This window comes from Sulfitobacter profundi, assembly GCF_042661425.1.
Classification (GTDB): domain Bacteria; phylum Pseudomonadota; class Alphaproteobacteria; order Rhodobacterales; family Rhodobacteraceae; genus Sulfitobacter; species Sulfitobacter profundi.
Genome location: NZ_JBHSWA010000001.1, coordinates 2,141,683 through 2,155,018, shown reverse-complemented (window position 1 = coordinate 2,155,018; position 13,336 = coordinate 2,141,683). Strand labels below are relative to the sequence as shown.

Sequence of the window (13,336 nt, the reverse complement as noted above, 5' to 3'; positions counted from 1 at the left end):
TCTATCTGCTGCCCCCTGTGTATCCTGCCCGGTGGAAGGTGCAATAGCGCGGCGTTTCTCAAGGATCACCAAACCAAAAGGGCGCGCCCCTTTCAGGACGCGCCCAAGTCAATCAGGCCAAAACCTGTCCTTATTTCATGGTGATACGACCGTCGGTATAGGGCTTGTATGTGCCATCCTTGGCCAGATACTCGGCCGTGACATCCGCCAGATCGGGGCCGTAGTCATAGGCATTGGCGGCGTCCTTGAACATCGCATAGCCATCGCCACCGTTGCGAACGTAGTTGTTCGAGACGGCACCATAGGTTTTCTCAAGGTCAATCGGCGCACCCGCGACCATCACGTCGCTGATCCGGCTGCCAGCTTCTGCCTTGGGATCAAAGGCAAAGGACATGCCCGCCACTTGGGGGAAACGCCCTGCGCCCTCTTCATGCTGGCTCACGCCGTTTTCCAACGCCTCGATCAGTTGCGCGCCGGTGACTTGGAAGGTCGACAATGTGTTCTGGAACGGCAACACGGTCAGCACTTCACCCATCGTCACCTCGCCCGCGTCGATAGAGGCACGCAGCCCGCCCGAGTTGGCAATCGCCACGTCGATGCCCTGATCCTTCACCCGGTCAAGCATCGCGTCGGCCACAAGGTTGCCCATTGAGCATTCCTGCGCGCGACAGTTGCCGCGCTCCCCGTCGATTGCCTCGGCTGCATCGGCCACCACCCGGTTGCGGATTTCCTCAAGCGGCTTGGCAGCTTCGGCGATACGGTCAACGGTGTCCTGATCTTCGGTCACGGCAGCGTCCATGATCAGCGGCTCGCCCTCGGCCTTGGTGATATTGCCCTCATCGTCAAAGGTCACATTCAACTCGCCAAGGAATTTGCCATAGGCATAGGCCTGCACGATTGCCGTCTCGCCCACCATCGTCGGATAGGGACCCTCGGCACGCTCGTTCGTATTGCTGAGCAGCGTGTTGGTATGGCCGCCCACGATCACATCGACCCCAGTGGTTTCCGCCGCCACTTTCTGGTCAACGCTATAGCCTGAGTGGCTGAGCACGATGATCTTGTTCACGCCCCTAGCAATCAGCAGATCAACCTCGCCCTGCACGGCGGCAACAGGATCAGAGAAGGTGATATTGTCGCCGGGGCTGGCCAACTCATGCGTGTCTTGCGGCGTCAGGCCGATCAAGCCGATCTGTTCGCCTCCCTTTTCGATCACGGTCGATTTGGCCAGCTTGTCGGCCAGAAGCGGCTCCGCCGTAACATCAGCGTTGGACATCAGCACCGGGAATTCCAAGGCGTCCATAAAGCCGCGCAGCACTTCGGGGCCATCGTCGAATTCATGGTTGCCCACGGTCATCGCGTCATAGCCCATCTGGTTCATCATCTCGGCGGCCAATGCGCCCTTGTACTGGGTGTAGAACAACGTGCCCTGAAACTGGTCACCGCCGTCCACAAGGATGCTGTTGCCTGCCCGCTCGCGCGCCTCGGTGATCGCGGTCATCAGCCGGCCAGAGCCACCGAAACACTCGCCTGCTGTATTGTCTTCGGCACCGCAGGGACCGTCATATTTGCTGATCGGCTCAAACCGCGCGTGAAAATCATTGGTGTGCAGAATGGTGAGGTTATATTCAGCTGCCGCCATACCACTGGTCAGAGCCAGCGCTGCGGTCGCAGTCAGGAATCGTTTCATGATAGTTCCCCTGTTGGTTGTTATGCCGGTATCGTGGCGCGGGGTTTGGTCTGTGTCAAAGATCATATCGCCTGCCCTATGGTCACCCGCAGGTCTTGACCCCGCCCCGCCCGGCGGGCATCAGAAGTCATGCTGATTTTTAAGATATTCCGCGCCGACGAATGGGCGGCGCTGCGCAAGAACGGGGTCTCTGACGGGGCGCCGATTGATGTCACCGATGGCTACGTGCATTTCTCCACCGCCGAACAGGCCGAGGAAACCGCCGCCAAGCATTTCAAAGGCGAAGAGGGTCTCTTCCTGCTCGCACTTGAGGCCGAAAGCTTAGGCGATGCGCTGAAATGGGAGCCGTCGCGGGGCGGCGCGCTTTTCCCGCATCTCTACCGCCCGCTCAAGATCGAAGACGTGGTCTGGGCACAGCCCCTGCCCTTGGTGGATGGCGCTCATGAATTCCCCGCCGGTCTGGGCGCAGCAGGCGCATGATGCCGGTGATCGAAAAAATGGGCCTTAACGCGCTGCACCGGATTGACCCCGAAGCGGCGCATGGGCTGGCGATCCGGGCTTTGCGGGCGGGCCTGGCCCCGGCCCCCGGGCCGCAGACCTCTGCACGCTTACACACAACGGTTGCTGGGCTGGATCTGCCGAACCCCGTCGGGCTGGCCGCGGGTTTTGACAAGAACGCGACCGCGGTCGCCCCGCTTTCCCGCGCCGGTTTCGGCTTTATCGAAGTGGGCGCCGCCACGCCCCTGCCCCAGCCCGGCAACCCGCGCCCGCGTCTGTTTCGCCTGACCGAAGACCGCGCCGCGATCAACCGCTTCGGCTTTAACAACGAGGGGATGGAGGCGATCTGCGCCCGGCTTTCGCGCCGCGGCGCCGGTGTGCCGGTGGGGCTGAACCTTGGTGCGAACAAGACCAGCCCAGACCGCGCTGCCGACTTTGCCCGGGTGATGACCGCCGCGCGCAATCACGTCGATTTCGCGACGGTCAATGTCTCCTCCCCCAACACCGAGAAGCTGCGCGATCTTCAGGGCAAGGCGGCGCTTTCGGCCCTGCTCGAAGGGGTGATGGACGTGCGCGGTGCCACGCCCGTTTTCCTGAAAATCGCCCCCGATCTCAGCGAAGCCGAGATTGAGGACGTGGCCGAGGTTGCTCAAAATTCAGGCGTTGCTGCCATCATTGCGACCAATACCACGCTCGACCGGACGGGTCTTGCCAGCGCCCATGCGGCCGAGGCGGGCGGCCTCTCCGGTGCGCCGCTGTTTGAACGGTCGACTCGCGTCTTGGCGCGGCTGGCGGGGCTAACGGATATTCCGTTGATCGGCGTTGGCGGGGTGTCGGATGCGCAGACCGCCTATGCCAAGATCTGCGCCGGTGCCTCGGCGTTGCAACTTTACACCGCGCTGGTCTTTGGCGGTCTTGGGCTGGTGCGTGAGATCACCACGGGGCTCGATGCGCTTTTGGCGCGCGATGGTTTCGCCACCGTGGCCGAGGCCGTGGGCAGCAAACGCGAGGATTGGCTATGATCACCCTGTGGCACAATCCGCGCTGTTCGAAATCGCGGCAGGTGCTGGCCTTGATCGAAGAGGCGGGCGTGGACGTGAGCCTCCGGCGTTACCTCGAAGACGCCCCGACGCGGGATGAGATCATCGCCGCCCGCGACGCTCTTGGCCTCCGCCCGATTGAGATGGTGCGGACCGGCGAGAAGGTGTTCAAAGAGATGGGTCTGACCAAGGACAGCCCCGAAGAGACGCTGATCGACGCCATGGCCGCCCATCCGATCCTGATCGAACGCCCCATCGCCTTTGGCCAAAGCGGCGCCGTGATCGGGCGCCCGCCGGAAGCGGTGCAAAGGCTGCTCTAGCCCGCCGCGCGTTCCAGTGCCGGATAGCGCAGCGCCAAGGTTATGCCCCGCACCACGAAGGACACCAAGAGCGATATCCACAGCCCGTGGTTGCCCAAGCCAGGCACCAAAATCAGCGCCGTCACGGCATAGACCAGAAATGACACCAGCATCATATTGCGCATGTCACGCGACCGCGTGGCACCGATGAAGATGCCATCAAACATATAGGCCGCGCAGCCCAGAACCGGGGCCGCGACCATATAGGGCAGATAGACCCGCGCGAGGTCTTGCACCTGTGGCGCCTTGGCCATCAGATCAATGATCCCCCCGCCCGAAACGGCAAAGACCAGCGCCAGCGCCAAGCTGACCAGCAGCGCCCAAGCGGAGGTCAGCACCGCTCCGCGCCGCAGGACATCACGCTGCCCCGCGCCGTAGGCCCGGCCAATGATCGCCTCGGCGGCAAAGGCGAAACCGTCCAGCCCGTAGGAGGTGATCATCAGGAATTGCAGCAGCACCTGATTGGCCGCCAGCGTCACATCGCCCAAGCCCGACCCCATGAAGAGGAAGGACACAAAGATCGCCTGCAACAGCAGTGAGCGGATCAGGATGTCGGTATTCACCCGCATCATGCGCGTCCAGCGCGGTCCGTCAAAGACCTGCGCCCAGTCGCGCCAGGCTACCCCGGCAAAGGCCGCCCGGCAGAACCACAGCCCCAAGGCCGCCCCGCTCCATTCCGCGAGGAAGGTGGCGATGGCCACGCCCTCGACACCCCAGCCGAGGCCCAGCACGAACCACAGATCCAGCAGGATGTTCAGCCCGTTCATCCAGACCTGCAACACCAGCACGGCACGGCTGCGTTCCTGCGCGATGAGCCAGCCGGTGATCGCATAGATCGAGATGGCAGCAGGCGCGGACCAGATGCGGATCGCCATATATTGCCGCGCCAGCCCCTCTACCTCCGGTGATCCGGGGGCGAGTTGAAACGACGCCCAAAAGAGCGGCAGTTGCAGCGCCATCAGCACCAGTCCGGCGCCCGCGCCGATCAGCAGCCCGCGTGTAAGCAGCGCCGCGACCTCGCCCTCTTCGCCATTGCCCGCCGCCTGCGCGGTCAGGCCCACGGTGCCCATCCGCAGAAAACCGAAAATCCAGTAAAGCGCCGACAGGATGATCGCCCCCAGCCCCACCGCGCCGATGGGTGCCGCGGCCCCCATCTGCCCGACCACGCCGGTATCGACCGCGCCAAGGATCGGCACGGTGGCGTTGGAAATGACAATGGGAACGGCGATCTTAAGCACGCGGCGATGGGTCACCACATCGCGCGCCACCAGCGTGCCACGCTTAACCGCGCGCACTTCTGCCTCGCTGAGCGGCTCGGCTTCTGATTTAGAGTCAGCCACGCCGCTGCGGCATCAGGAAATGGCCCGTGGCCTGAGCGAAAATGCGGCTGCGGTTGTCCTGCCACGCCTCAACATGAACAGAGGCATAGCGCCGCCCCGACCGGTTGATCCGCGCCCGTGCATAGGCATCGCGCGGCAGACCGGAGCGCAGGTAATCCACGGTGAAATCGATCGTTTTGGGCAGCCGGGGCAAATGATCGGCATCCAGATTGTCCAGATCAAGCGCGCCGCTTTCCATGTCCTCCCAGATCAGCCCCCAGCTTAGGGTGATGATCGCGGTCACCTCCAAGAAGGCCGCCGTTGCACCGCCATGCAACGCAGGCAGGATCGGGTTGCCGATCAACTGTTCGGAAAAGGGCATGATGCCTGTCAGCTCATCCCCACGGCGCTCAAACTCGATGCCCAGAAAGCGGATATAGGGCACACCTTCGACCATGGCGCGCAGCACCCCGTCGCGGCGTTGCTTGATCACCTGAACCGGCTCTGGCTTGCGATGTTTGGTCATTTGTGGCCCTCCACGGTGAAGGTTCCTGTGGCGGTGGCCACGAAATTCTCGGCGTCCTCATCCGTCGCCGTGGCGCGCACAAAGGCGACCGAGCGGGTGACGTGATAGCAGGTCGCGCGGGTGGTGATCGTTTGGCCCGGCGTGGCGGCGCGCAGGTATTCGATCCGCAGATCCATGGTGGCGGTAGCCGAGGGATTGCTGGGGTGGCTCATCACCGCCGCGCCACAGCAAGTGTCCATCAAGGCCGAGACCGCCCCGCCGCTGATCACTCCGGTTTTGGGGTCGCCCACCAGTTTGTCATCATAGGGCATGGTGATCACGGCAGAGCCATCGCCCAACTCCTGCAGCTCCATCCCGAGCGCCATGGAATGGGGCAGCGCCTGAATGAACTGTCGCGCCATTTTCAACTTATCCGACATGCAGCCCACCCCTTTGCGTCTGGTTTTGACCTTTATCATGGGGGGATGGCGAAAGGGCAAGACCACCTGTTGCGCATCCCCGCGCGTGACCATAGTTTGCCTGAAGGGAGTAGATGCTTTGGACGATGAACGCCTGACATTCAAAGAGATGTGCGCGGCATTTGACGTGACGCCACGGACGTTGCGCTATTACGAGTATATCGAATTGCTGCAACCGCACCGCGAGGGGCGCTCGCGCTTCTATGGCCCGCGTGAACGGGCGCGGATGAAGCTGATCCTGCGCGGCCGCAAGTTCGGCTTTGCGCTGGAAGACATCCGGCAGTGGCTGTTGATCTATGAAAAAGAGGGGACCGAGGCGCAGATGCGCACGTGGGTCACCATGGCAGATGGTCAGCTAGAAGAACTGGCCGAGCAGCGCCGCCAGTTGGACGAAGCCATGGCGGAACTGCAAAAGCTGCGCGACGACACCGCCGCGGCAATCGCTTCGAACGAGGGCTGACCCGCAGCCTCAGCGGCCGCCGGGCTGCGACAACTGCGCGATCAGCATCTGCAAATCCGCGGTGATGCGGATGAGGTCTGAAACCACATCTGGGCTCGCATCGCCCGCCAAATCGAATGCGCTGTTCTCGATGGTTTCGGAAGCGGCTTTCAAATCCGCGACCACGCGTACGCGCGTCTGCGCATCGGAACCGTTGCCAGCCCCATTACCTGTCTGTTCTTGTTTTTGTGACATGCTTCGAACCTCTTTGGGTGAAGGACCCGCACCTACAGCCGGTCCGACGCAGGGTCATGTCACGCAGTCACGCGACAATGACGCGGGGTCAGCATACCGCCTAGGGCGGCCCTTCTTTTGGACGGCGCAGCAGCCCCGCGCCCAGACCCCGGATGGCGGCGGTGGTGCGGTCATTCACGTCAAGCTTGGAAAAGATCCGCCGCACGATCGTATCGACCGTATGAGGCGAAATCCCCAGTATTTCGGCAATGACGCTGTTGCTCTTGCCGGTGGCGATCCACTCCAGCACCTCAACTTCACGCGGAGAAAGGCCGAAATCGCGTGCCGATTGGCTTTCGGCCAAGGCGCAATAGCGCAGATGCGCGATTTGGGCCGCGCTGAGAAGTTGGTACAAGGCCCCCGGCGACAGACGCGCCTGTTTGGCGGCAAACCCCAGCCCCACAACGGCGGAATCCCCGCCCGGGCCATGCACTTTGAGGGAGATGCCGTCATTCGGGTAGCGCCGCATCAACCCTTTCATATAGACGCTTTCCGCAGGGGTCAGCCGCGCCGCGCCCGCCACATCCGACCAATAGAGCGGCATCACCTGTTGTCGGGCCAGCGCTTCGACAGGGCTTTCGCGCAGCTTCTCTACATCCAGAAATTGCGAATGCCACTGCGGCCCCTCCGCGCCATTGCCGTTGAACTTGTAGAGGATCGCAGGTGCGCCGGGGCTGTCCCCGTGATAGCTGACCAGATCAATCCCAAGCCCTTGATAATAGCCTAGACCGCAGGCCAAAATACCCGCAGCGGAGGTGGCGTTCTGCGCGCAGTGAACCAGTTCGTCCAGCGTTTTCGGCCCGTTTTGATCGAGGTTTGCCATCTCCTACCCATTTTGATGCCCAAGCCCATCGGGGGCGGGGGCGCCCCACCTGTCCCAACCTACAGGAAATCCCCCGCGTATAAAGTGACGCAACGTATCGCTTACGTCAACGTCAACTCCCGTTGTATCAGCAAGGTCAGCCCCCAACTGAAGTCTCGAAACGACGATTGGAGAGTGAAGAGATGACCGCCGACACGCTGACCATTCGCCAGATGTGCGACGCTTTTGAAGTGACCCCGCGGACCCTGCGGTTCTACGAAGCGAAAGAGCTGCTCTTTCCGTTGCGCGAGGGCCAAAAACGCCTTTTTACCAAAAGCGACCGTGCCCGGCTCAAGCTGATCCTGCGCGGCAAACGCTTTGGTTTCAGCCTCGAAGAGATCCGTCAGTTGCTCGACCTTTATCACATGGGCGACCAGCAGCAGACGCAAATCGCCGCAGCCTATGAAATAGCCCGCGCCCGTCTGGCCGACCTCGAGTCGCGCCGCGAAGAGCTGAATGAAGCAATCGAAGACCTTAAAGACCAGTTAAAATGGGGGAAAAGATGATCTCCTCCATGAACCAACCCCGCCGCGCCGCTGAATAAACGCAGCCGAATAACCCCGGCGGCAAGGCCCGCACCCACATCCATAAAAAGACGACCCGGAGAGCAAAGATGCCCAGTTACACAGCCCCCACCAAAGACCTGCAATTCGTTCTGCACGATGTGCTGAAAGTGACCGAAAGCAAGACCCCCGGTTATGAGGAGCTAGAGCCTGATTTCACCTCCGCCATTCTTGAAGAAGCAGGCAAGCTGACCTCCGAAGTCCTCGCCCCGCTGAACGCCGTGGGTGACCAAGAAGGCTGCCGCTTGGAGAATGGCGTCGTCTATACGCCCAAAGGGTTCAAAGAAGCCTTTGAAAAGGTGAAAGAAGGCGGCTGGACGGGCCTCGACATGCCCGAAGCTTATGGCGGGCAAAACATGCCCTATGTCCTCGGCACCGCCGTGGGCGAAATGTTCTCCGCCGCGAACCAAGCCTTCACCATGTATCAGGGCCTGACCCACGGCGCGGCCTCGGCGATCCTCGCCCATGGTAACGACGCGCAGAAAGACACCTATCTGCCCAAGATGGTCTCTTGCGAATGGACCGGCACCATGAACCTGACCGAGCCGCATTGCGGCACCGATCTGGGCCTGATGCGCACCAAAGCCGCGCCACAGGATGACGGCAGCTACAAAATCTCCGGCCAGAAAATCTTCATCTCGTCGGGTGAACACGACATGGCCGACAACATCATCCATCTGGTGCTCGCCAAGATCGAAGGCGGCCCCGAAGGCATCAAAGGCGTGTCGCTCTTCATCGTGCCCAAGTTCATGGTGAACGAAGACGGCTCCTTGGGTGAGCGCAACGGCGTCTCCGTCGGCTCCATCGAAGAGAAGATGGGCATCCACGGCAATTCGACCTGCGTGATGAACTACGACGGCGCGACCGGCTACCTGCTGGGCACCGAACACAAGGGCATGCGCGCCATGTTCACCATGATGAACGAAGCCCGCGTCGGCGTCGGCATGCAGGGTCTGGCACAGGCCGAAGTCGCCTATCAGAACGCTGTGATCTACGCCAACGACCGCCTGCAGGGCCGCGCCGTGACCGGTGCCGTGGCGCCTGAAAAGCCCGCCGATCCGCTGATCGTCCACCCCGACATCCGCCGCTCGCTGATGGACCAAAAAGCTTTGTCGAAGCCGCCCGCGCCTTCATCCTTTGGGGTGCGACAATGATCGACGCCGCCCACCGCGCCGAGGATAAAGACGCCGACGGCCTCGTGTCGCTGCTGACCCCCGTCATCAAAGGCTTCCTGACCGACCAAGGCTACGATATGACCGTGAAGGCCCAGCAGGTCTACGGCGGCCACGGCTATATCGAAGAATGGGGCATGTCCCAGTTCACCCGCGATGCCCGGATCGCCCAAATCTACGAAGGCGCCAACGGCGTTCAGGCGCTCGACCTCGTGGGCCGCAAACTGGCCCAGGACGGCGGCAAACATGTGATGGCGTTCTTCGATCTGGTCAAAGGCTTCATCAAGGATAACGCCGGTCAGGATGCCGAGTTCGACGCAGCCTTCCTCGACCCGCTAAAGGCCGCCAGCAAAGACCTGCAAGCGGCGGGTATGTACTTCATGCAGAACGGCATGAAGAACCCCAACCACGCGCTCGCAGGGTCGAACGACTTCATGCATATGTTCGGCCATGTCTGCCTTGGCCTGATGTGGGCCAAAATGGGTCTGGCGGCGAAAGAGGCGTTGAAGAACGGCAGCGGCGACGCCACGTTCTATGAGACGAAGCTGGCCACAGGGCGCTACTATATGGCACGGCAACTGCCCGCCACGGCGCTGCACCTGACCCGCATCCAATCGGGCGCGGATACTGTCATGGCGCTGGAGGCCGCAAACTTCTAAAACGGGTGGTGGGGGCCTGTCCCCCACCCTGCCCAACACCCGGAGAGACCATGCCAAAACGCTTCCGCCTGACCCGCCGCTTCCCCGTCGCCATGACCGAAGAGGGCTACCGCAGGCTGAAGAAGTTCAGCACGGATGCAGGTCTTGATGAAGGGGAAGCACTGTCGTTCCTGTTCGAGAATTTTAACTCGGTCATGAACGAAGAAAACCTGACCGCGCGGCTGCGCCTGTTCAACGCCGAACTGGAAAGCCGCAAACGCTGAACCCTGGGGAGGGGCGGATGACGCAAGGCAAGACATCCAGCTGGATGACCGACGAACACCAGATGATCGCCGATATGACGGCGCAATTCATCAACGCCGAATGGGCGCCCAAGTTCGAGAAATGGCGCAAACAAGGCCAAATGGACCGCGAGACTTGGGCACAGGCGGGTGAGCTCGGCCTGCTCTGCCCCTCGGTGCCCGAAGAATATGGCGGGGCCGGCGGTGATTTCGGCCACGAAGCCGCGATTCTGATCGAAGGCTCGCGCGCCAACCTCGCCTCTTGGGGCCATGGCATCCACTCGGGCATCGTCGCGCATTACATCCTCGCCTATGGCACCGAAGACCAGAAAAAACGCTGGCTGCCCAAGATGGTCTCGGGCGAGTTGGTCGGCGCGCTGGCGATGACCGAACCTTCCACCGGATCGGACGTGCAGCGGATCAAAACCAAGGCGATCCGCGACGGCAACGCCTATAAGCTCTCTGGCCAAAAGACCTTCATCACCAACGGCCAGCACGCCAATCTGATCATCGTCGCGGCCAAAACCGACCCCAAGGAAGGTTCCAAAGGCGTCTCGCTCGTTGTCGTCGAAACCGACGGCGCACAGGGTTTTCAACGCGGCCGCAACCTCGACAAGATCGGCCTGCATGCGGCGGACACCTCGGAACTGTTCTTCGACAATGTCGAAATCCCACCAGAAAACATCCTTGGCCAAGACGAAGGCCAAGGCTTCTACCAAATGATGCAACAACTGCCCCAAGAGCGCCTGATCATCGGCTGCGGTGCGGTCGGCGCGATGGAAGGCGCCGTGGCGCGCACGATTCAATACTGCAAAGAACGCGAAGCCTTCGGCGGCCCGCTGACCCAGTTCCAGAACACCCGCTTCCAACTGGCCGAAGTGAAAACCAAAACCATGGTGGCCCGCGCCTTCCTCGACGAATGCATCAGCGAACATCTGCGCGGGGAGCTAACCGTCGATAAGGCCGCGATGCAAAAATACTGGCTGACCGACACCCAAGGCGAAGTGCTTGATGCCTGCTTGCAACTGCACGGTGGCTACGGCTTCATGCAGGAATATGCGGTCGGCGAAATGTGGGCCGACGCGCGGGTGCAGCGCATCTACGGCGGCACCAACGAGATCATGAAGGAACTGATCGCGCGCAATCTCTGACCGCGCGCCCAGCCCCGGCCGCCGCGCAGAGGTATTTAAGAAAGGATGAAAATAAGGGCGCAAGACCCCCTCTTCATCCTTTTACCAAATACCGTCCGACCGTGCCGCGAACGATGACAGATTGAGGAGGAATGATACGTGACCATCCAGCTTTACTGCTTTGGCGAATCCGGCAACGCCTATAAGGCCGCGCTTGCTTTGGAACTCTCAGGCTTGGACTGGAAGCCGGTGAAGGTCGACTTTTTCGGCGGCCAGACGCGGCAGCCCGACTATCGCGCGCAGATCAACAACATGGGCGAGGCCCCGGTGATGATCGACGGCGATCTCCGGCTCACGCAATCAGGCGTGATTCAGGATTACGTCGCGGAAAAGGCGGGCAAATTCGGCGGCGGCGACGCGACGGAACGGCGTGAAATAATGCGTTGGGTGCTATGGGATAACCACAAGCTGAGTGGTGTTGCTGGGATGACCCGTTTCTTGATGAATTTCCTGCCCGAAGACAAACGCCCCGCCGAGGTTATTGCCTTTAGCCAAGGGCGGCTCAAGGCGGCGTACGGCGTGCTGAACGACCATCTCGACGGCCGCGACTGGATCGTGGGCGACGAATTGACCAACGCAGACCTCAGCTGCTGCGGGTATCTTTATTACCCCGAGCCTTTTGGCTTTGACCGCAGCGACTGGCCCCATATCGACGCGTGGCTCACGCGTTTGAGCGAAACACCGGGCTGGAAGGCCCCATACGACCTGATGCCCGGCAGCCCTGCTGACCGCGCCTGACCCTCGGAGGACATGAACATGACCCAAGACGTTTACATCTACGACGCGATCCGCACCCCACGCGGCAAGGGCCGCAAGGACGGCGCGCTGCATGAAGTCACCTCGCTGCGGTTGTCGGCACAGACATTGAACGCGCTGAAAGAGCGCAACAACCTTGAAGGTCATGCCGTTGAGGACGTGATCTGGGGCAACGTCACGCAGGTGATGGAACAGGGCGGCTGTCTGGCACGCTCAGCGGTGCTGGCGTCCGATTTGGACGAGCGTATCCCCGGTTTGGCCATCAACCGTTTCTGTGCCTCCGGCATGGAAGCCGTGAACCTTGCTGCCAACCAAGTCAAAGGCGGCGCGGGCAATGGTTATATCGCTGGCGGTGTCGAGATGATGGGCCGTGTCGCGATGGGCGCTGACGGTGCCGCGATTGCCGTGGACCCGACGCTGGCGATGGAGAAATACTTCGTGCCGCAGGGTATTTCGGCCGATATCATTGCCACCGAATTCGGTTTCACCCGTGACGAGGCCGACCAGTTGGCCATGCAGTCCCAACAGCGCGCGGCGCGGGCTTGGGAAGAGGGCCGCTTTGACAAATCCGTGATCACTGTGCGCGACCAGAACGGCCTCGCGATCCTTGATCGTGACGAATACATGCGCCCGCAGACCGACATGCAGTCGCTTGGCGGCCTGAACCCGGCGTTCCAGCAGATGGGCGAAGTGATGCCCGGCTTCGACAAGGTCGCGCTGATGAAATACCCGCATCTGGAGCGGATCAACCACATCCACCACGCGGGCAACTCGTCGGGCATCGTCGACGGTGCTGCGGCTGTTTTGATCGGCAACAAAGAGTTCGGCGAGCAGCACGGGCTTAAGCCCCGCGCCCGCATCCGCGCCACCGCCAAGATCGGCACCGATCCGACCATCATGCTGACCGGCCCGGTGCCGGTGACCGAGAAGATCCTGAAGGACAACGGCATGACCATCGGCGACATCGATCTGTTTGAGGTCAACGAGGCTTTTGCCGCCGTGGTCCTGCGCTTCATGCAGGCCTTTGATGTGGACGACAGCAAAGTGAACGTGAATGGCGGCGGCATCGCCATGGGCCACCCTCTGGGCGCCACCGGTGCCATGATCATCGGCATTCTGCTCGATGAGATGGAGCGCGCTGACAAGGAAGTGGGGCTCGCCACGCTCTGCATCGCCTCCGGCATGGGTGCCGCCACCATCATCGAGCGCGTGTAAGCCGCGTAAGGGAGCAAG

At 61.7% G+C, this 13,336-nt stretch carries 14 protein-coding genes and 2 pseudogenes; 10 read left to right on the top strand and 6 right to left on the bottom strand.

The annotated features are described in order from the left end of the window. Positions 1 to 130: 130 nt before the first annotated feature. The gene (locus ACFQAU_RS11280; protein WP_132444323.1) at positions 131 to 1,687 is read right to left on the bottom strand and encodes a bifunctional metallophosphatase/5'-nucleotidase; all 1,557 of its coding nucleotides are present in this window, start codon (positions 1,685 to 1,687) and stop codon (positions 131 to 133) included. Positions 1,688 to 1,816: 129 nt separating this feature from the next. Here ACFQAU_RS11280 and ACFQAU_RS11275 point away from each other — a divergent pair, with 129 nt between their 5' ends. The 3 genes from ACFQAU_RS11275 to arsC are packed head-to-tail and all read left to right on the top strand — an operon-like array spanning position 1,817 to position 3,545. Further along, positions 1,817 to 2,167, top strand: a complete 351-nt coding sequence (locus ACFQAU_RS11275; protein ID WP_132444322.1) for a DUF952 domain-containing protein — start codon at positions 1,817 to 1,819, stop codon at positions 2,165 to 2,167. After that, the gene (locus ACFQAU_RS11270; RefSeq protein ID WP_120352272.1) at positions 2,167 to 3,207 is read left to right on the top strand and encodes a quinone-dependent dihydroorotate dehydrogenase; all 1,041 of its coding nucleotides are present in this window, start codon (positions 2,167 to 2,169) and stop codon (positions 3,205 to 3,207) included. The genes ACFQAU_RS11275 and ACFQAU_RS11270 overlap by 1 nt, the downstream gene beginning before the upstream one ends. Continuing rightward, the gene (gene arsC, locus ACFQAU_RS11265) at positions 3,204 to 3,545 is read left to right on the top strand and encodes an arsenate reductase (glutaredoxin) (RefSeq protein ID WP_132444321.1); all 342 of its coding nucleotides are present in this window, start codon (positions 3,204 to 3,206) and stop codon (positions 3,543 to 3,545) included. The genes ACFQAU_RS11270 and arsC overlap by 4 nt, the downstream gene beginning before the upstream one ends. Here the strand turns inward: arsC and ACFQAU_RS11260 are convergent. Genes ACFQAU_RS11260 through ACFQAU_RS11250 form a run of 3 tightly spaced genes read right to left on the bottom strand, consistent with a single transcriptional unit; the run spans position 3,542 to position 5,848 of the window. Continuing rightward, a complete protein-coding gene (locus ACFQAU_RS11260) occupies positions 3,542 to 4,879 on the bottom strand; it encodes an MATE family efflux transporter (RefSeq protein WP_206054292.1) in 1,338 nt (445 codons plus the stop codon). The two genes, arsC and ACFQAU_RS11260, sit on opposite strands and share 4 nt — an antisense overlap. Positions 4,880 to 4,916: 37 nt before the next feature. Next, positions 4,917 to 5,429 carry a PaaI family thioesterase gene (locus ACFQAU_RS11255; protein ID WP_067938682.1) on the bottom strand — a complete coding sequence of 171 codons (513 nt, stop codon included), beginning with the start codon at positions 5,427 to 5,429 and terminating at the stop codon, positions 4,917 to 4,919. Continuing rightward, the gene (locus tag ACFQAU_RS11250; protein ID WP_067938691.1) at positions 5,426 to 5,848 is read right to left on the bottom strand and encodes a PaaI family thioesterase; all 423 of its coding nucleotides are present in this window, start codon (positions 5,846 to 5,848) and stop codon (positions 5,426 to 5,428) included. The genes ACFQAU_RS11255 and ACFQAU_RS11250 overlap by 4 nt, the downstream gene beginning before the upstream one ends. A 118-nt stretch (positions 5,849 to 5,966) precedes the next feature. Between ACFQAU_RS11250 and ACFQAU_RS11245 the strand changes: the two genes are divergently transcribed. Further along, on the top strand, positions 5,967 to 6,347 hold the full coding sequence (locus ACFQAU_RS11245) for a MerR family transcriptional regulator (RefSeq protein ID WP_067630178.1): 381 nt from the start codon (positions 5,967 to 5,969) through the stop codon (positions 6,345 to 6,347). A gap of 9 nt (positions 6,348 to 6,356) precedes the next feature. Here the strand turns inward: ACFQAU_RS11245 and ACFQAU_RS11240 are convergent, their stop codons facing one another. Beyond that, a complete protein-coding gene (locus ACFQAU_RS11240) occupies positions 6,357 to 6,581 on the bottom strand; it encodes a hypothetical protein (protein WP_067630108.1) in 225 nt (74 codons plus the stop codon). Positions 6,582 to 6,681: 100 nt separating this feature from the next. Next, positions 6,682 to 7,443: a helix-turn-helix transcriptional regulator gene (locus ACFQAU_RS11235; protein WP_132444319.1), complete on the bottom strand. Its 762-nt coding sequence runs from the start codon at positions 7,441 to 7,443 to the stop codon at positions 6,682 to 6,684. A 182-nt stretch (positions 7,444 to 7,625) separates the two neighbouring features. On the opposite strand from ACFQAU_RS11235, the pseudogene ACFQAU_RS11230 reads away from it, so the two are divergent. The 6 genes and pseudogenes from ACFQAU_RS11230 (at position 7,626) to ACFQAU_RS11205 (ending at position 13,318) form a co-directional block, all read left to right on the top strand. Then, a pseudogene (locus tag ACFQAU_RS11230) lies at positions 7,626 to 8,026 on the top strand (MerR family transcriptional regulator). A gap of 69 nt (positions 8,027 to 8,095) precedes the next feature. Then, a pseudogene (locus ACFQAU_RS11225) lies at positions 8,096 to 9,876 on the top strand (acyl-CoA dehydrogenase C-terminal domain-containing protein). Positions 9,877 to 9,926: 50 nt separating this feature from the next. Next, positions 9,927 to 10,139: a hypothetical protein gene (locus ACFQAU_RS11220; RefSeq protein WP_067630099.1), complete on the top strand. Its 213-nt coding sequence runs from the start codon at positions 9,927 to 9,929 to the stop codon at positions 10,137 to 10,139. A gap of 17 nt (positions 10,140 to 10,156) precedes the next feature. Beyond that, the gene (locus tag ACFQAU_RS11215) at positions 10,157 to 11,308 is read left to right on the top strand and encodes an acyl-CoA dehydrogenase family protein (protein ID WP_132444317.1); all 1,152 of its coding nucleotides are present in this window, start codon (positions 10,157 to 10,159) and stop codon (positions 11,306 to 11,308) included. 138 nt (positions 11,309 to 11,446) lie between these two features. Continuing rightward, entirely contained in the window at positions 11,447 to 12,085 is a 639-nt protein-coding gene (locus tag ACFQAU_RS11210) for a glutathione S-transferase family protein (RefSeq protein ID WP_067940122.1), read from the top strand. Between the two features lie 18 nt (positions 12,086 to 12,103). After that, positions 12,104 to 13,318, top strand: coding sequence for an acetyl-CoA C-acetyltransferase (locus ACFQAU_RS11205; RefSeq protein WP_067630090.1), 1,215 nt, complete (start codon positions 12,104 to 12,106; stop codon positions 13,316 to 13,318). Positions 13,319 to 13,336: the final 18 nt, after the last annotated feature.

Bases quoted from the DNA above. Each gene is read 5' to 3' on its own strand.
- ACFQAU_RS11280 (WP_132444323.1), bottom strand. From the start codon at position 1,687: ATGAAACGATTCCTGACTGCGACCGCAGCGCTGGCTCTGACCAGTGGT.
- ACFQAU_RS11275 (WP_132444322.1), top strand. From the start codon at position 1,817: ATGCTGATTTTTAAGATATTCCGCGCCGACGAATGGGCGGCGCTGCGC.
- ACFQAU_RS11270 (WP_120352272.1), top strand. From the start codon at position 2,167: ATGCCGGTGATCGAAAAAATGGGCCTTAACGCGCTGCACCGGATTGAC.
- arsC (WP_132444321.1), top strand. From the start codon at position 3,204: ATGATCACCCTGTGGCACAATCCGCGCTGTTCGAAATCGCGGCAGGTG.
- ACFQAU_RS11255 (WP_067938682.1), bottom strand. From the start codon at position 5,429: ATGACCAAACATCGCAAGCCAGAGCCGGTTCAGGTGATCAAGCAACGC.
- ACFQAU_RS11250 (WP_067938691.1), bottom strand. From the start codon at position 5,848: ATGTCGGATAAGTTGAAAATGGCGCGACAGTTCATTCAGGCGCTGCCC.
- ACFQAU_RS11240 (WP_067630108.1), bottom strand. From the start codon at position 6,581: ATGTCACAAAAACAAGAACAGACAGGTAATGGGGCTGGCAACGGTTCC.
- ACFQAU_RS11235 (WP_132444319.1), bottom strand. From the start codon at position 7,443: ATGGCAAACCTCGATCAAAACGGGCCGAAAACGCTGGACGAACTGGTT.
- ACFQAU_RS11220 (WP_067630099.1), top strand. From the start codon at position 9,927: ATGCCAAAACGCTTCCGCCTGACCCGCCGCTTCCCCGTCGCCATGACC.
- ACFQAU_RS11215 (WP_132444317.1), top strand. From the start codon at position 10,157: ATGACGCAAGGCAAGACATCCAGCTGGATGACCGACGAACACCAGATG.
- ACFQAU_RS11205 (WP_067630090.1), top strand. From the start codon at position 12,104: ATGACCCAAGACGTTTACATCTACGACGCGATCCGCACCCCACGCGGC.